A 15806-nucleotide genomic window follows, 5' to 3' on the forward strand; every position below is an offset into this window, starting at 1 on the left:
TTCCATGAATATCAAGACAGCCCTGAGCCGTATCGTCGATCACCTCGACCTCAGCACCGATGAAATGCGCGATGTGATGCGCGAAATCATGACCGGCCAATGCACCGACGCGCAGATCGGCGCGTTCATGATGGCGATGCGCATGAAGAGCGAAAGCATCGACGAAATCGTCGGCGCCGTGTCGGTGATGCGCGAGCTGGCGGACAAGGTCGAACTCCAGACCCTCGACGGCGTGGTCGATGTGGTCGGCACCGGTGGTGACGGGGCGAACATTTTCAACGTGTCCACCGCGTCTTCCTTTGTGGTCGCCGCGGCTGGCTGCACCGTGGCCAAACACGGTAACCGTGCGGTGTCGGGCAAGAGCGGCAGCGCCGATCTGCTGGAAGCCGCCGGCATCTACCTCAACCTGACCCCGGTTCAGGTGGCGCGCTGCATCGACAACGTCGGCATCGGTTTCATGTTTGCCCAGACTCACCACAAAGCCATGAAGTACGCCGCCGGCCCGCGTCGCGATCTCGGCCTGCGCACGCTGTTCAACATGCTCGGCCCGCTTACGAATCCGGCCGGTGTGAAACATCAGGTGGTGGGCGTGTTCACCCCGGCGCTGTGCCGGCCGTTGGCTGAAGTCTTGCAGCGTCTGGGCAGCAAGCACGTGCTGGTGGTGCATTCGAAGGACGGTCTGGACGAGTTCAGCCTGGCGGCGCCGACCTTTGTCGCTGAGCTGAAGGACGATCAGATCACCGAATATTGGGTCGAGCCGGAAGATCTGGGCATGAAGAGCCAGAGCCTGCACGGTCTGTCGGTCGAAGGCCCGGAAGCGTCGCTGGCGCTGATCCGCGATGCACTGGGCAAGCGCAAGACCGAGAACGGCCAGAAGGCTGCCGAAATGATCGTGCTCAATGCCGGTGCGGCGCTGTACGCCGCCGACCTGGCGACAAGTCTGAAAGAGGGCGTGGCGCTGGCCCACGACGCTCTGCACACCGGTCTTGCTCGGGAGAAACTCGAGGAGTTGGGTGCCTTTACCGCGGTATTCAAAGTGGAGAATGAGGGATGAGTGTACCGACGGTTCTGGAAAACATTCTGGCCCGCAAGGTTCAGGAAGTCGCCGAGCGTAGCGCCCGTGTGAGCCTGAGCGAGCTGGAAAGTCTGGCCAAGGCGGCCGATGCACCCCGTGGTTTTGCCCAGGCACTGCTGGCGCAGGCCAAGAAGAAACAACCGGCCGTGATTGCCGAAATCAAGAAGGCGTCGCCAAGCAAAGGCGTGATTCGCGAGAACTTCGTTCCTGCCGACATCGCCAAGAGCTACGAGAAGGGCGGGGCGACCTGCCTGTCGGTGCTGACCGACATCGACTACTTCCAGGGCGCCGATGCCTACCTGCAACAGGCCCGCGCGGCCTGCTCGCTGCCGGTGATCCGCAAGGACTTCATGATCGATCCGTACCAGATCGTCGAAGCCCGTGCCTTGGGCGCAGATTGTGTACTGTTGATCGTCTCCGCGCTGGATGACGTGAAAATGGCCGAACTGGCTTCGGTGGCCAAAGACGTCGGCCTCGATGTGCTGGTGGAAGTGCACGACGGCGATGAGCTGGAGCGCGCGTTGAAAACCCTCGACACGCCGCTGGTCGGGGTCAACAACCGCAACCTGCACACTTTTGACGTCAGCCTGGAAACCACCCTCGACCTGCTGCCGCGCATTCCGCGCGATCGTCTGGTCATCACCGAGAGCGGCATCCTCAACCGTGCCGATGTCGAGCTGATGGAAATCAGCGACGTTTACGCGTTCCTGGTCGGCGAAGCGTTCATGCGCGCCGAAAGCCCGGGCATCGAACTGCAACGCCTGTTCTTCCCGGAGCGCGGCGTTCCGGTGAGCGGTTCTACCCTCGACTGATCGAGCTTCGCAGGCGCCCGTCCCCCCTGTGGGACCGGGCTTGCCGGCGAAGACAGCATAAGATTCACCTCAGACTCAACGTCCTATGGAAACCTTATGATCCCCACTTTCCTGACCATCGAAGCCGGCCTCCAAGCCGAACAGGATCTGCTGGCCTCGGTCTGCGCGGGTGATGCCGAATTCGGTCTGCTGTTCTGGCAGCCCAGTGATCGCGCGCTCGTCATGCCACGTCGTTTGAACCGCTTGCCCGGATTCGATCACGCCTGCGAAGTCTCCGCTGCTGCCGGCTGGCCGGTGTTGCTACGTGAAACCGGCGGCGAACCGGTTCCGCAATCGGCGTCGACCATCAATATTGCACTGGTCTACGCACCGCCTCGCAGCGAAGGCGATCTGAACCGCATCGAAACCGGTTACCGGCGTCTGTGTGATCCGATCTGTGAGTTGCTGGATGAGTTGGGTGGCTCTTCGTCGCTGGGTGAAATCGACGGTGCGTTCTGCGACGGTCGCTTCAACGTCAATCTCGACGGTCGCAAGATGGTCGGCACTGCTCAGCGCTGGCGCCAGAGTCAGGGTGGTCAGCGCCCGGTGGGGTTGGTGCACGGGGCGATGCTGATGGATGACGAGCGTGAGTCGATGGTCGCGGCGGTCAACCGCTTCAACGAAGCGTGTGGTCTGGAGCAGCGGGTACGTGCCGCCAGCCACATCGCTCTGCATGAGAAATTCCCGGCGCCCCATGCACTGGCGCGTCTCGATGAACTCTTTCGTTTGATGCTGGCGCAGATCTACGTCGGCTGAGCTTTAGAACTCAGCGAGTGCCGAAGACCACCATGGTCTTGCCTTTCACATCCACCAGGTTGCGTTCCTCAAGATCCTTGAGCACGCGACCGACCATCTCTCGCGAACAACCGACAATTCGGCCGATTTCCTGACGGGTCACCTTGATCTGCATGCCGTCCGGGTGAGTCATGGCGTCGGGCTGCTTGCACAGTTCCAGCAAGCAGCGGGCGACACGGCCGGTGACGTCGAAGAACGCCAGGTCGCCGACCTTGCGTGTGGTGTTGCGCAGGCGTTGTGCGATTTGTCCGCTGAGGACGTAAAGAATGTCTGGATCCTGTTGCGACAGTTCGCGGAACTTGGTGTAGCTGATTTCCGCGACTTCGCATTCAACCTTCGCCCGCACCCAGGCGCTGCGCTGCTGTTCCTGACCGGCTTCTTCGAACAGACCCAGCTCACCGAAGAAGTCCCCGGCGTTCAGGTACGCGATGATCATCTCGCGGCCGTCGTCGTCCTCGATCAGGATCGTGACCGAACCCCGGATGATGAAGTACAGCGTGTCGGAGCGATCCCCGGCGCAGATGATGTTGCTCTTGGCAGCGTGACGCCGGCGCTGGCAATGCATCAGCAGCTTGTCGAGGTTCTTGATTTTGGGTGTGGGGGTAATACCAACCATGGTTGTATCCCGAAAAGACTGCACGGTTATATTTGGTTTTTATATGAGGCGCTGAGGCGGTCGCTACACAGTCTGGCGAAGGCGCCAGTGAATTGGCGCCAGCTTACCAGACACTTCGTCGAAATTTCGAGAAATCACCTACGTTAAAGGTGCATTCGTCCCAGGAACGTGCTCGCTGTCGGGGCAGGGCCCTGTGCTAAGCTGGCGACCCTTTTTTCTACAGTGGAGTCTTGGCGATGAAGGCACGCATCCAATGGGCTGGCGAAGCCATGTTCCTCGGCGAATCCGGCAGCGGTCATGTCGTGGTCATGGACGGTCCGCCGGACGCCGGTGGTCGTAACCTGGGTGTCCGCCCGATGGAAATGCTCCTGCTGGGCGTCGGCGGTTGCAGCAATTTCGACGTGGTCAGCATTTTGAAGAAGTCCCGTCAGGCCGTTGAAAGCTGCGAAGCCTTTCTGGAAGCCGAGCGCGCGACCGAAGATCCGAAAGTATTCACCAAAATCCACATGCACTTTGTGGTCAAGGGCCGGGGCCTGAAAGAAGCCCAGGTCAAACGCGCCATCGAACTGTCTGCCGAGAAGTACTGCTCGGCCTCGATCATGCTCGGCGCCGCCGGCGTAGCGATCACCCACGACTACGAAATCGTCGAACTCGGCTGAGCCGACATTCAACTATCATAAAAGCAGTGCAGACTCTGGCGATCCCCCGCTGACGTCTGCATAATGCGCCACTTTTTTCAGGGCCGTGATCAGTCAACCGACGGGTCATCCGCCTGAACAGATAACCAAAATCGCCATCGCGAAGAGGTGTTAACCGTCCTACGCAGGTGCGTTGTTCGCACTTGACGGGCATGCTTGATCACGCGGCCGTGCCGCATACATAGAGAGTTTTTAACGGTGAAAAGCAAACTCAAGCTCCACGGGTTCAATAACCTGACAAAGACCTTGAGCTTCAACATCTATGACATCTGCTACGCGGAAACCCCGCAAGACCAGCAGGCTTACGTCGAGTACATCAATCAAGAGTACAACGCCGAACGCCTGACGCAGATCCTCACGGAAGTTGTCGAAATCATTGGTGCCAACATTCTGAACATTGCGAGTCAGAACTATGAGCCTCAGGGTGCCAGCGTCACGATTCTGATCTCGGAAGAGCCGGTGACCCCGACCGAAAGCCAGATCGAAGAGTCCCCGGGCCCGTTGCCCGAAATCATCCTGGCCCACCTCGACAAGAGCCACATCACGGTGCACACCTACCCGGAAATCCATCCGGACGCCGGTATTGCGACCTTCCGTGTGGACATCGACGTGTCGACCTGTGGTGTCATTTCACCGCTCAAAGCGCTCAATTTCCTCATTCACCAGTTCGATTCGGACATCGTGACCGTGGATTACCGTGTGCGCGGCTTCACCCGTGACGTTGAAGGCAACAAGCACTTCATCGACCACGAGATCAACTCGATCCAGAACTACCTCTCCGAAGACACCCGCGACGCGTACCAGATGACCGACGTGAACGTGTACCAGGAAAACCTGTTCCACACCAAAATGCTGCTGAAGAACTTCGAACTGGACAACTACCTGTTCGGCGATGCCACCAGCAATCTGTCTTCCGAGCAACGTGCTCAGGTGACCGAGCGTGTGAAACACGAAATGCTGGAAATCTTCTACGCGCGCAATATGCCGAGCTAAGAAATCCGGGCACAAAAAAAGGCGACTGCTTTACGGCAGTCGCCTTTTTTATGGGCGTTTTTCAGATCCGGTAAGTGCTCTTGGTCATCACTTTGGCCAACAGGCTCATGCCGAACTTCACCGGCGCCGGGAAGCGGAAACCGCCGGCCTCCAGTGCGCTTTCTGCGTGATGTTCTTCATCTATACGCATCTGCTCCAGAATCGCCCGGGATTTTTCGTCCTCGGCCGGCAGTTGCTCCAGATGCTCGTTCAGATGCTTGCAGACCTGATGCTCGGTCGCCGCGACAAATCCGAGGCTGACCTTGTCGCTGATCAGCCCGGCGACTGCGCCAATCCCGAACGACATACCGTAGAACAGTGGGTTGAGCACACTGGTGTGGCTGCCCAACTGGTGAATGCGCTGTTCGCACCAGACCAGATGATCGATCTCTTCTTCGGCCGCATGCTCCATGGCCTCGCGCACCTGCGGCAGCTTGGCGGTCAGCGCCTGGCCCTGATACAGCGCCTGGGCGCAGACTTCACCGGTATGGTTGATGCGCATCAGGCCGGCGACGTGGCGGGTGTCTTCATCGCTCATCTGCACATCGGGCTGCACGATTGCCGGCGACGGACGGTACGGCTGACCGCTGAAGGGCAGCAAGGTACGCATCGCGGCATCGGCTTGCAGCAGAAGACGATCAATGGGCGAGTAGTGACGTTGGGTAGTCATGCTGACCTCCGGGAAGAATCTCGGCGGCCAGTTTAACCGAATCGGCCGGGGAAGGTTTGCGCTGGGTCATGTGGGAGCGGGGCGCTCCCACCGATCTTTGGGTTCAATCAGCCCGGAGGCCAGTTCATCTGGCGTTGACCGAGCACGTGCATGTGAATGTGGTAGACAGTCTGCCCGCCCATTTCATTGCAGTTCATCACCACCCGGAAGCCTTCCTCGCAACCCAGCTCCAGCGCCAGACGCTGGGCGGTGAACAGGATATGCCCGGCCAGTGCCTTGTCGTCTTCGGTCAGGTCGTTGAGGGTGCGCACCGGTTTCTTCGGGATCACCAGAAAATGCACCGGTGCCTGTGGGGCGATATCGTGGAACGCCAGGACCTGGTCGTCCTCGTAGATGATCTTCGCCGGGATTTCCCGGTTGATGATCTTGGTGAACAGAGTATCCACTGCTGTTTTCTCCGTTGTTTGGGCTGGCCTGAGTGTACTCATAGGGGGATTAGCCCGCCCAGTGTTTTACCGTAGGACTTATCAGCGCGGGCAGTAAGCCTTGTTGACCATGCCGACAATCGTGCGATTGAGCCAGCGCGAACCGAGCCGTGGCAGAAAGGCGAACCAGCGGTTTCGGCGTCCGGGAATGATGATCGCGCGGTTTTTCTCCAGGGCGCGCACGGTATACAGCGCGACCTCCTCGGGACTCATCAGCAATTTGCTGGCGTTGAGCTTGTCGTTGTTCAGTTGCGCGGTGCGAAAGAACGCGGTGCGGGTCGGGCCGGGGCAGAGCACCGATACCTTGACCGCGCACTTCTTCAATTCCACCCGCAGTGCTTCCGAGAAATGCAGTACATACGCCTTGCTGGCGTAGTAGGTGCTCATCCAGGGCCCGGGGTTGAAGGCCGCCACCGACGCGACATTGAGAATCTGCCCGCCGCCCTGCAACGCCATGCTGTTGCCGATGGCATGGCAGAGGCGGGTAAGGGCGAGGATGTTCACTTCGATCAGGTCCTGTTCGGTCATCCAGTCCTGGGCCAGGAACGGGCCGCAAGTACCGATGCCGGCGCAATTGACCAGCAGATCGATCTGCCGGTCGCCTTCTTCAAGCTCCAGCAGAAAACCGGACAGGCGCAGTGGCTCGCCGAGGTCACAGGCGCGGAACAGCACCTCGACGCCGAAGCGCTGGGTCAGTTCAATCGCAATGCTTTCCAGCTGATCACGCTGGCGAGCCACCAGAATCAGGCTGCGGCCACGGCGCGCCAGGGCTTCGGCCATGGCCAGGCCGATGCCGCTGGAGGCGCCGGTGATCAGAGCGTAACGGGTCATGCAAATCTCCATCGCAACAGCGCCGCGCCGTGGACGCAGGTGTCACGGCGGGGAGCGTTGTTCATTCTTTCGCAGAGTCTACAGGGGCGAGGGCGGCTTCGGCTGCATCGTCTGCCGAATTCGCGGCGGGCTCGACTTCGACATCGATTTCATCGGTGGTCACCGAACCGCTCTCATAGCTGCTTTCAAGACTGCTTTCGTACTCTTCCTGGATGGCGGTGATCCCGCCCAGCATGCCACCCATGAAAAACAGCCCGATAAACACGATCCACAAAGAGCACAGCACTTTGACTGCCGTACTGTTCGGCGGAGGCGGTGGGCCATAGCGATTGGCGCCGGTATTGCCCGGCACGACCATGATCACCAGCGGGAAGAAGCTGCCCACGAACGGCACCAGCGTCAGCAGCCAGAGCCACCCCGACCAGCCGATATCGTGCAAGCGCTGGATGCTGAACAGGATCCCGACAATCGCGAAGGCCAGAAACAGGAAGAAGGCGAGGAGACCGCCGATGATCAGGCCGGTCGTCGAGTCGGCGCTCACCAGGCCCAGGCCGATCAGCGCGAACACGCTGACGATTGGCAGGGCGACCAGGCTCAAGACCATCGACCATGCCAGGTAACGCAAACGGCCGATCCGGCCTTCAACACTGAAAGGTTTGAGAGGCGCGAATGCCGACAGGCTTTCACCGACAGCGGCGCGAGGGGGCGCATAAGGCGAGTCAGGCTCCGCGACGGCGGCGCTTTGCTCGTGGACATCCGACAGGTTCAGCTCGATGGGCGTTTCGGTTTCGATCCGGGCATCGATCCCGGTCTTGCCCAACGCTTGCAGATAAGTCTGCGCATCGCTGTGGGACAGATCACGCTTGAGCGCGACGGTGCGGCCATTGAACAGGCGCTCGATGGCGGCGACATCGCTTTTGAACAGATCGGCCAGGTTGAGCTTGGCCGTGGTGATATCGACGCCGGGCTGGAGCGCGCCGTCGAAAACGATCTTGTAACGGGGTTCGCTCATGGCCGAGGCATCCTTGTCGCGAGATAAATTGAGTCTAAGGCCGGTCAGGCAGCGACCGGCCGGGTTTCATTCAGCGTGGCCAGCGTTTCGGCAGTTGCGCTGCGTGCTCCAGGGCCTGGCGGTATTCGGCATCGAGACGCGCCACCAGTTGATCCACGCTTGGCAGATCGTCGATCTGCCCCACGCCCTGGCCCGCAGACCACACGGTTTTCCAGGCCTTGGCTTCGTCGTTGATCGGCTTGAGCTTGTCGCCGAAATTCACTTCACCCTTGCCCTGCAGGGCTGCCATGTCGAAACCGGCGGCCTCCAGGCTTTGGCGCATGAAACTTGCCGGTACACCGGACACGGCAGGAGTATGAATGATGTCGGCAGCTTTGGCAGTCAGCAGCATCTCCTTGTAGGCGTCAGGCGCATGACTTTCAGTGGTGCCGATAAATCGCGTGCCGAAGTAGGCCAGATCCGCGCCGAGCAGTTGTGCAGCGAGAATCTCATGTCCGTGGTTCAAACATCCTGCAAGCAACAGGGTTTTATCGAAGAACTCGCGGATCTCGGCGATCAGCGAAAACGGGCTCCAGGTGCCGGCGTGTCCACCGGCACCGGCTGCGACGGCGATCAAGCCATCGACACCGGCCTCGGCGGCTTTTTCGGCATGGCGGCGGGTCGTCACGTCATGGAAGACCAGGCCGCCGTAACTGTGCACCGCATCTACCAGTTCCTTCACGGCACCAAGACTGGTGATGACGATGGGGACTTTGTGCTCGACGCAGATGTCCAGGTCAGCCTGCAGACGCGGGTTGCTGTGGTGGACAATCAGGTTCACCGCGTACGGCGCCGGGTTCTCCAATGTCGCCAGCCCCGCTTCGATCTGCTCCAGCCAGGCCTTGAACCCGCTGCTTTCGCGTTGGTTCAGCGCCGGGAAGCTGCCAACCACGCCGTTGCGGCAGCACGCCAGCACCAGTTCAGGATTGGAGATCAGGAACATCGGCGCTGCCACAACAGGCAGGCGCAGACGTTGTTCGAGCAGAGCGGGCAGCGACATCGGAAGTACCCCGGAAAGTTGTATTTGTTGAAGTTAGAACGGCTTGACCACGACCAGAATTACGATAGCCAGCAATATCAGAACCGGCACTTCATTGAACCAGCGATAAAAGACATGGCTGCGGGTGTTCTCGCCACGGGCAAAACGTTTTACCTGCGCGCCGCACATGTGGTGGTAACCGATCAACAGCACGACCAGGGTCAGTTTGGCGTGGATCCAGCCACCGCTGCTGAAGATGCCCGGGTTCAGGTAGATCAGCCAGGCGCCGAAGATCAGCGCGGCGATCATCGCCGGGCCCATGATGCCGCGATAGAGCTTGCGCTCCATGATGCTGAAGCGTTCCTTGCTGATCGTGTCTTCACTTTGTGCGTGATAAACGAACAGTCGCGGCAAATAGAACAGCCCGGCAAACCAGCACACGATGCTGACGATATGAAGCGCTTTGATCCACAGATAGAGCATTTTTGGTTATTCCCTGATTCACGGTAGGCCGGATAGTAGAGGCTTGAGCGTCCGCACGTCACCTTGGCGGTTGTCGCAGGCGCGCGCGGCCCCTATTATCGACGGCTTTCCAGTGGGTTCGTTGAGGGCAGGTTTATGGTCAAGGTCGGTATCGTCGGCGGCACGGGTTACACCGGTGTCGAACTGCTACGTCTGTTGGCACAGCATCCGCAGGCAGAAGTGGTAGTGATCACTTCCCGATCCGAGGCCGGTCTGGCCGTGGCTGATATGTACCCGAACCTGCGCGGCCACTACGACGGTCTGGCATTCAGCGTGCCGGACATCAAGACGCTGGGCGCTTGCGACGTGGTGTTCTTCGCCACTCCGCACGGCGTCGCCCACGCGCTGGCCGGCGAGTTGCTGGCGGCCGGCACCAAGGTCATCGACCTGTCGGCAGACTTCCGTCTGCAGGACGCCGATGAATGGGCCAAGTGGTACGGCCAGCCGCACGGCGCGCCAGAGCTGCTGGACGAAGCGGTTTACGGCTTGCCGGAAGTCAATCGTGAGCAAATCAGGAAAGCACGCCTGATCGCGGTGCCGGGTTGCTATCCGACCGCGACGCAGCTGGGCTTCCTTCCGTTGCTTGAGGCGGGCATTGCCGACGCTTCGCACCTGATCGCCGACTGCAAGTCCGGTGTCAGCGGTGCCGGTCGTGGTGCTGCCGTAGGCTCGCTGTACTCCGAGACGTCGGAAAGCATGAAGGCCTATGCGGTGAAAGGTCACCGTCATCTGCCAGAAATTCGCCAGGGGCTGCGTCGTGCCGCAGGCAAGGATGTCGGTCTGACTTTCGTGCCACACCTGACGCCGATGATCCGTGGCATTCACTCCACGCTCTACGCGACTGTAGTGGATCGCTCGGTGGATCTGCAGGCGCTGTTCGAGAAGCGTTATGCCAATGAGCCGTTCGTCGACGTGATGCCGGCCGGCAGCCATCCGGAAACCCGCAGCGTGCGTGGCGCCAACGTCTGCCGTATCGCGGTTCACCGTCCGCAGGATGGTGATCTGGTGGTGGTGTTGTCGGTGATCGACAACCTGGTCAAGGGCGCGTCGGGTCAGGCGGTGCAGAACATGAACATCCTGTTCGGGCTGGATGAGCGCTTTGGTCTGTCCCACGCCGGCATGCTGCCGTAACGACTGATCTTGCTTGGTAAAAAGGCCCGTCTGACGGGCCTTTTTGCATTCTGGTCGGTTGATCTGCTTTATTGATATACCGTAACAATAGTTGACCGATTTTCTAGGACAAGCGGATAATGCGCGTCATCACGCATTATGGCGGCGTAACGCCGGGAGATAGTCAGCATGAGCGTCGAATCCTTCACCCCCACGGCTTTGCAATTCACTCAAGGTGCCGCGCACAAGGTGAAGAGCCTGGTCGATGAAGAGGGGAATGATCGCTTGAAGCTGCGCGTATTCGTTACGGGCGGCGGTTGTTCAGGGTTTCAGTACGGCTTCACCTTCGATGAAGATGTGGCCGAGGACGACACCATCGTCGAGCGCGAAGGCGTCAGTCTGGTGGTCGATCCGATGAGCTTCCAGTACCTGGCAGGTGCCGAGGTGGATTATCAGGAAGGTCTGGAAGGTTCGCGTTTCGTGATCAAGAACCCGAATGCCACCACCACGTGTGGTTGCGGCTCCTCGTTCTCGATCTGATCGCGCTTCACCGAACACAATAAAACGCCGCAGAACCTCACGGTTCTGCGGCGTTTTGTTATCTGCGATTTGTCAGTTGGGGTAGATGGCGCCGAGTACGCGCAGGCCTTTGGCGCCGGTGACGCTCGGGCGATTGGCGGCAATGCCTTCCAGACAGCAGTGGGCCAGCCAGGCGAAGGCCATGGCCTCGACCCAGTCCGGATCGACGCCGTGTGTCGCGGTGCTGGCGACCTTGGCATTCGGCAGCAGCCCGGCCAGGCGCTTCATCAGCGTGGCGTTGTGGGCACCGCCCCCACAGACCAGGAGCTCTTCGGTATTCGATTGAGCGTTTTGCAGCGATTCGACGATGGTCAGCGCCGTCAGTTCGAGCAGTGTTGCCTGTACGTTTTCGGGTGCGAAACCTGGCAGGCGCGACAGTTGCTGCTCCAGCCACGGCAGGTTGAAGACCTCGCGGCCTGTGCTCTTCGGACCTTGGGTCACGAAAAAAGGATCGCTGAGCAGGGCTTTCAGCAGGGTCGGTTCGACCTTGCCGCTGGCTGCCCACTGCCCGTTACGGTCGTAGTTCTCGCCCCGTTGCTGATGAATCCAGGCATCCATCAGCACATTCCCCGGCCCGCAGTCGAAACCGGCTACAGGCTTGTTCGGCTCAATCAGACTGAGATTGCTGAAACCGCCGACATTCAAGACCGCGCGGTTGCCGGTACGCTCTTCGAATAACGCTTCATGAAAGGCAGGAACCAGCGGAGCGCCCTGGCCGCCAGCGGCCACATCGCGACTGCGGAAGTCGCTGACAACTGTGATGCCGGTCAGCTCGGTCAGCAGGGCAGGGTTGCCGATCTGCACAGTGAAACCACGCGCCGGTTCGTGGCGAATGGTCTGGCCGTGGCTGCCGATCGCGCGAATGGCTTCAGGCTTGAGCTGTTGCCGTTCGAGGAGGGTATGGATCCCTTGCGCGGCGAGCTTCACCCAGTTCTGCTGGGCAATCGCCGAGCGGGCGATTTCGTCAGGGCCGCTGGCGCACAAGCCAAGCAGCTCGGCGCGCAGGATTTCAGGCATGGGGATGTAGTGCGTGGCGACCAGATTGATCGCCGAGGATTGCTCGATCAGGGCGATGTCCAGCCCGTCGAGACTGGTGCCGGACATCACGCCGATATAAAGAGTCATGGCTTAACGTTTGCTCGAAGCCAGCATGGTGGCCTTTTCCTGGTCCATGCGAGCCATCAGTGGCTGGCTCTGCGCCAGGAAGCGAGCGCGTTCGGATTTGGCGATCGGGTCGGCCATCGGCAGCTTCTGGCCCAATGGATCGACGTGAACACCGTTGACCTGGAACTCATAGTGCAGGTGCGGGCCCGTGGACAGGCCGGTGGTGCCGATGTAACCGATCACTTGGCCCTGTTTGACGGTACCGCCGGTCTTCACGCCCTTGGCGAAGCCCTGCATGTGGCCATACAGCGTACGGTAAGTGTTGCCGTGCTGGATGATCACGGTGTTGCCGTAACCGCCGCGACGGCCGGCCAGCAGCACTTTGCCGTCGCCGGCAGCCTTGATTGGCGTACCGCGTGGGGCGGCGTAGTCGACGCCTTTGTGGGCTCGGATCTTGTTGAGGATCGGGTGTTTGCGGCCCATGGAGAATTTAGAGCTGATGCGGGCGAAGTCCACCGGTGTACGGATGAACGCCTTGCGCATGCTGTTGCCATCGGCGGTGTAATAGCTGCTGTTGCCCTGCTTGTTGGTGTAACGCACGGCGGTGTAAGTCTTGCCGCGGTTGGTGAAGCGGGCGGACAGGATCGGACCGTTGCCAACGGCTTTGCCGTTGACCACTTTCTGTTCATAGATCACATCGAACTCGTCGCCCTGGCGAATATCCTGGGCGAAGTCGACGTCGTAGCCGAACACGCTGGCCATGTCCATGGTCAGGCTGTGGGACAGGCCTGCGCGGGCAGCGGACTGCGACAGCGAGCTGTTGATCACACCGTGCACGTAGGCGGTGCGAACAGTCGGTTTGGCGGTAACGCGGTTGAACACATAACCCTTGTCGTTCTTGGTCAGGGTGATGGTTTCAACGTCGCTGACCTTGCTGTGCAGGTTGGTCAGCTGGCCTTGCGGATTCAATTCGAATTCGAGTTTCTGGCCATGTTTGAGCTGGCTGAACTGCTTGGCTTGTTTGTCGCTGGCCAGCACTTCATGTACGGCTGCGGCCGGGAGGCCGACTTTCTCGAACAGTGTAGAAAGCGTATCGCCCTTGGAGACGATCACTTCCCTGTGATTTGGAGCCTTCTTTTCTTCAGCTACCGGTGTCGGCGCTGGTGCAGCCTGAGCAGTTTCCTGCGGCTCTTCGGCACTGTTTTCGATCTGCGCGAAAGGAGAGGCTACGGATTCGTTTGTGGCTTGAGCCGCGTCGGCAGCGTCTTGATCTTGTGTCAGTTGTTCAGCAGGACTTTCCAGTTCAAGGCTCAGCGTTGTCTTTTTGGCTTCAACATCACTGGATGGAAACACCAGGAGCGCCAGGCTGAGAAGGGCGGCGATCCCACTTGCGGCGAGCAGGTGGGTCTTCGGGTAAAGCGGTGGCGCTTTAGACGGTTCAGTGATCATAAGTAATTTGACTTTGAAAAAGATGAATTGGAAAAGATGAATGACATGATGAAGATGAAATAACTGTATAAAATATAACCAAATCATCCCTGAAGCAAGTCTGTGGACGCCCTGTCTGTGGATTGGCGTCCGTGCGCCGGGCAAAACTTGTATTTGGTGTGCGATCTTGTATGGTTGGTTCCCTTTGAATCTGAGCCTTGCGGGTCTGTTATGAAGTCGGTTGAAGAGCAGCTAGCGCTGATTAAACGTGGTGCGGAAGAACTGTTGGTCGAGTCCGAGCTGATCGAAAAGCTCAAGCGTGGCCAGCCGCTGCGAATCAAGGCCGGCTTCGATCCAACTGCGCCGGATCTGCACCTTGGTCACACTGTGCTTATTAATAAGCTGCGCCAGTTCCAGGAGCTGGGGCATCAGGTGATCTTCCTTATTGGTGATTTCACCGGAATGATCGGAGATCCGAGCGGCAAGAGCGCCACGCGTCCTCCGTTGACCCGTGAGCAGGTTCTGGAAAACGCCGAGACCTACAAGACTCAGGTGTTCAAGATTCTTGATCCGGCGAAAACCGAAGTTGCGTTCAACTCCACCTGGATGGACCAGATGGGGCCTGCGGACTTTATTCGTCTGACTTCGCAATACACCGTTGCTCGTATGCTCGAGCGTGACGACTTCGACAAGCGCTACACCACCAATCAGCCGATCGCCATTCACGAATTCCTCTATCCGCTGGTGCAGGGTTATGACTCGGTTGCTTTACGCGCTGATGTTGAACTGGGTGGTACCGATCAGAAGTTCAACCTGCTGATGGGGCGTGAGCTGCAGCGTGGTTATGGCCAGGAAGCGCAGTGCATCCTGACGATGCCGTTGCTTGAAGGTCTGGATGGCGTGAAGAAGATGTCCAAGTCGTTGGGCAACTACGTCGGTATCCAGGAAGCGCCGGGTGTCATGTACAGCAAGCTTGTCTCGATTCCTGATGCGTTGATGTGGCGCTACTTCGAGTTGCTCAGCTTCCGTTCGATGGATGAGATCAATGCGTTCCGTGCTGATGTAGAGGCGGGCGCTAATCCTCGTGATATCAAGATCAAGCTGGCCGAAGAGATTGTTGCGCGCTTCCATGGTGAAGAGGCTGCGGCCAATGCTCACCGTGGTGCGGGTAACCGTATGAAGGATGGCGAGCTGCCGGATGATCTGCCGGAGGTCGAACTGACCGCTGCCGAGGATATGCCGATTGCTGCCGTCCTTAATAAGGCAGGTCTGGTGAAGAACTCGGCAGCTGCTCGTGATCTGTTGGCTTCCGGTGGTGTGCGTGTAGATGGTGAGGTTGTTGATCGTTCCTTTATATACGTACTGGGCGCGACTCACGTTTGTCAGGCCGGCAAGAAGGCTTTTGCACGGATTTCGCTGAAATCTGAGTAAAGTTGAAATAAGGGGTTGACGGCGAATTCTGGAGGTCTATAATTCGCCCCACTTCCGGCGCAGTCGAAACGGAAAACTCCTTGAGATTCAATGAGTTAAGTAGGTTTCGAAGGTGGGTCGCTTCAGTTCATCGAGGCCTGGAAGGAGTTGGAAATGCCGGTTTGTTCGGCGCTTTCAACGGTTCGATCTTCTCGGTCGAAAGCGGAGAAAAAGAGGTGTTGACAGCAGCGTGTAACGCTGTAGAATTCGCCTCCCGCTAACGAGAGATCGGAAGCGCAAGTGGTTGAAGTTGTTGAAGAAATCTTCGAAAACTTCTGAAAATAATCACTTGACAGCAAATGAGGCTGCTGTAGAATGCGCGCCTCGGTTGAGACGAAAGATCTTAACCAACCGCTCTTTAACAACTGAATCAAGCAATTCGTGTGGGTGCTTGTGGAGTCAGACTGATAGTCAACAAGATTATCAGCATCACAAGTTACTCCGCGAGAAATCAAAGATGTAACCAACGATTGCTGAGCCAAGTTTAGGGTTTCTTAAAAACCCAAAGAT

At 58.9% G+C, this 15806-nt stretch carries 17 protein-coding genes; 8 read left to right on the plus strand and 9 right to left on the minus strand.

Annotation, left to right across the window (positions count from 1 at the left end; genetic code table 11):
* The first annotated feature begins 4 nt into the window (after nucleotides 1-4).
* The 3 genes from trpD (at nucleotide 5) to M5G18_RS22995 (ending at nucleotide 2682) form a co-directional block, all read left to right on the plus strand.
* Nucleotides 5-1054: an anthranilate phosphoribosyltransferase gene (trpD, locus tag M5G18_RS22985; protein WP_273896337.1), complete on the plus strand. Its 1050-nt coding sequence runs from the start codon at nucleotides 5-7 to the stop codon at nucleotides 1052-1054.
* Nucleotides 1051-1887 carry an indole-3-glycerol phosphate synthase TrpC gene (trpC, locus tag M5G18_RS22990; RefSeq protein WP_007956311.1) on the plus strand — a complete coding sequence of 279 codons (837 nt, stop codon included), beginning with the start codon at nucleotides 1051-1053 and terminating at the stop codon, nucleotides 1885-1887. The genes trpD and trpC overlap by 4 nt, the downstream gene beginning before the upstream one ends.
* Nucleotides 1888-1983: 96 nt before the next feature.
* The gene (locus M5G18_RS22995; RefSeq protein WP_273896340.1) at nucleotides 1984-2682 is read left to right on the plus strand and encodes a lipoate--protein ligase family protein; all 699 of its coding nucleotides are present in this window, start codon (nucleotides 1984-1986) and stop codon (nucleotides 2680-2682) included.
* 10 nt (nucleotides 2683-2692) lie between these two features.
* Here the strand turns inward: M5G18_RS22995 and crp are convergent, their stop codons facing one another.
* Nucleotides 2693-3337: a cAMP-activated global transcriptional regulator CRP gene (crp, locus tag M5G18_RS23000; RefSeq protein WP_007956313.1), complete on the minus strand. Its 645-nt coding sequence runs from the start codon at nucleotides 3335-3337 to the stop codon at nucleotides 2693-2695.
* A gap of 236 nt (nucleotides 3338-3573) precedes the next feature.
* On the opposite strand from crp, the gene M5G18_RS23005 reads away from it, so the two are divergent.
* Both M5G18_RS23005 and speD read left to right on the plus strand, forming a co-directional pair.
* A complete protein-coding gene (locus tag M5G18_RS23005; protein WP_003228794.1) occupies nucleotides 3574-3996 on the plus strand; it encodes an OsmC family protein in 423 nt (140 codons plus the stop codon).
* Between the two features lie 237 nt (nucleotides 3997-4233).
* Entirely contained in the window at nucleotides 4234-5028 is a 795-nt protein-coding gene (speD, locus tag M5G18_RS23010) for an adenosylmethionine decarboxylase (protein ID WP_007956315.1), read from the plus strand.
* Between the two features lie 61 nt (nucleotides 5029-5089).
* On the opposite strand, the gene coq7 is transcribed toward speD, so the two are convergent.
* The 6 genes from coq7 to hemJ form a co-directional block, all read right to left on the minus strand.
* Nucleotides 5090-5737: a 2-polyprenyl-3-methyl-6-methoxy-1,4-benzoquinone monooxygenase gene (gene coq7 / locus M5G18_RS23015; RefSeq protein WP_007956317.1), complete on the minus strand. Its 648-nt coding sequence runs from the start codon at nucleotides 5735-5737 to the stop codon at nucleotides 5090-5092.
* A gap of 107 nt (nucleotides 5738-5844) precedes the next feature.
* The gene (locus M5G18_RS23020) at nucleotides 5845-6183 is read right to left on the minus strand and encodes a histidine triad nucleotide-binding protein (RefSeq protein WP_007956318.1); all 339 of its coding nucleotides are present in this window, start codon (nucleotides 6181-6183) and stop codon (nucleotides 5845-5847) included.
* 81 nt (nucleotides 6184-6264) lie between these two features.
* Nucleotides 6265-7053, minus strand: coding sequence for an SDR family NAD(P)-dependent oxidoreductase (locus tag M5G18_RS23025; protein WP_007956321.1), 789 nt, complete (start codon nucleotides 7051-7053; stop codon nucleotides 6265-6267).
* A gap of 61 nt (nucleotides 7054-7114) precedes the next feature.
* Nucleotides 7115-8065, minus strand: coding sequence for a DUF805 domain-containing protein (locus tag M5G18_RS23030; protein ID WP_273896341.1), 951 nt, complete (start codon nucleotides 8063-8065; stop codon nucleotides 7115-7117).
* Nucleotides 8066-8135: 70 nt separating this feature from the next.
* Nucleotides 8136-9104: an NAD(P)H-dependent flavin oxidoreductase gene (locus M5G18_RS23035; protein WP_085646872.1), complete on the minus strand. Its 969-nt coding sequence runs from the start codon at nucleotides 9102-9104 to the stop codon at nucleotides 8136-8138.
* Nucleotides 9105-9137: 33 nt separating this feature from the next.
* Complete coding sequence (gene hemJ, locus M5G18_RS23040) at nucleotides 9138-9566, minus strand: protoporphyrinogen oxidase HemJ (protein WP_273896342.1); 429 nt, start codon at nucleotides 9564-9566, stop codon at nucleotides 9138-9140.
* A gap of 135 nt (nucleotides 9567-9701) precedes the next feature.
* On the opposite strand from hemJ, the gene argC reads away from it, so the two are divergent.
* Together argC and erpA are read left to right on the plus strand one after the other, a co-directional pair.
* Nucleotides 9702-10736, plus strand: a complete 1035-nt coding sequence (gene argC, locus M5G18_RS23045; RefSeq protein WP_085609104.1) for an N-acetyl-gamma-glutamyl-phosphate reductase — start codon at nucleotides 9702-9704, stop codon at nucleotides 10734-10736.
* 168 nt (nucleotides 10737-10904) lie between these two features.
* Nucleotides 10905-11255, plus strand: coding sequence for an iron-sulfur cluster insertion protein ErpA (gene erpA / locus M5G18_RS23050; protein WP_003228776.1), 351 nt, complete (start codon nucleotides 10905-10907; stop codon nucleotides 11253-11255).
* Between the two features lie 72 nt (nucleotides 11256-11327).
* Here the strand turns inward: erpA and M5G18_RS23055 are convergent, their stop codons facing one another.
* Together M5G18_RS23055 and M5G18_RS23060 are read right to left on the minus strand one after the other, a co-directional pair.
* Nucleotides 11328-12419 (minus strand): anhydro-N-acetylmuramic acid kinase, encoded by a 1092-nt coding sequence (locus tag M5G18_RS23055; protein WP_273896343.1) that lies wholly within the window; start codon nucleotides 12417-12419, stop codon nucleotides 11328-11330.
* 3 nt (nucleotides 12420-12422) lie between these two features.
* The gene (locus M5G18_RS23060; RefSeq protein WP_273896344.1) at nucleotides 12423-13847 is read right to left on the minus strand and encodes a peptidoglycan DD-metalloendopeptidase family protein; all 1425 of its coding nucleotides are present in this window, start codon (nucleotides 13845-13847) and stop codon (nucleotides 12423-12425) included.
* A 210-nt stretch (nucleotides 13848-14057) separates the two neighbouring features.
* Here M5G18_RS23060 and tyrS point away from each other — a divergent pair, with 210 nt between their 5' ends.
* Entirely contained in the window at nucleotides 14058-15257 is a 1200-nt protein-coding gene (gene tyrS / locus M5G18_RS23065; RefSeq protein ID WP_127800196.1) for a tyrosine--tRNA ligase, read from the plus strand.
* Nucleotides 15258-15806: the final 549 nt, after the last annotated feature.

This window comes from Pseudomonas aphyarum, assembly GCF_028657055.1.
Lineage (GTDB): Bacteria > Pseudomonadota > Gammaproteobacteria > Pseudomonadales > Pseudomonadaceae > Aquipseudomonas > Aquipseudomonas aphyarum.

Coding starts and splice junctions, on each gene's coding strand:
- trpD (WP_273896337.1), top strand. CDS start 5: ATGAATATCAAGACAGCCCTGAGCCGTATCGTCGATCACCTCGACCTC.
- trpC (WP_007956311.1), top strand. CDS start 1,051: ATGAGTGTACCGACGGTTCTGGAAAACATTCTGGCCCGCAAGGTTCAG.
- M5G18_RS22995 (WP_273896340.1), top strand. CDS start 1,984: ATGATCCCCACTTTCCTGACCATCGAAGCCGGCCTCCAAGCCGAACAG.
- crp (WP_007956313.1), bottom strand. CDS start 3,337: ATGGTTGGTATTACCCCCACACCCAAAATCAAGAACCTCGACAAGCTG.
- M5G18_RS23005 (WP_003228794.1), top strand. CDS start 3,574: ATGAAGGCACGCATCCAATGGGCTGGCGAAGCCATGTTCCTCGGCGAA.
- coq7 (WP_007956317.1), bottom strand. CDS start 5,737: ATGACTACCCAACGTCACTACTCGCCCATTGATCGTCTTCTGCTGCAA.
- M5G18_RS23025 (WP_007956321.1), bottom strand. CDS start 7,053: ATGACCCGTTACGCTCTGATCACCGGCGCCTCCAGCGGCATCGGCCTG.
- M5G18_RS23030 (WP_273896341.1), bottom strand. CDS start 8,065: ATGAGCGAACCCCGTTACAAGATCGTTTTCGACGGCGCGCTCCAGCCC.
- M5G18_RS23035 (WP_085646872.1), bottom strand. CDS start 9,104: ATGTCGCTGCCCGCTCTGCTCGAACAACGTCTGCGCCTGCCTGTTGTG.
- hemJ (WP_273896342.1), bottom strand. CDS start 9,566: ATGCTCTATCTGTGGATCAAAGCGCTTCATATCGTCAGCATCGTGTGC.
- argC (WP_085609104.1), top strand. CDS start 9,702: ATGGTCAAGGTCGGTATCGTCGGCGGCACGGGTTACACCGGTGTCGAA.
- erpA (WP_003228776.1), top strand. CDS start 10,905: ATGAGCGTCGAATCCTTCACCCCCACGGCTTTGCAATTCACTCAAGGT.
- M5G18_RS23055 (WP_273896343.1), bottom strand. CDS start 12,419: ATGACTCTTTATATCGGCGTGATGTCCGGCACCAGTCTCGACGGGCTG.
- M5G18_RS23060 (WP_273896344.1), bottom strand. CDS start 13,847: ATGATCACTGAACCGTCTAAAGCGCCACCGCTTTACCCGAAGACCCAC.
- tyrS (WP_127800196.1), top strand. CDS start 14,058: ATGAAGTCGGTTGAAGAGCAGCTAGCGCTGATTAAACGTGGTGCGGAA.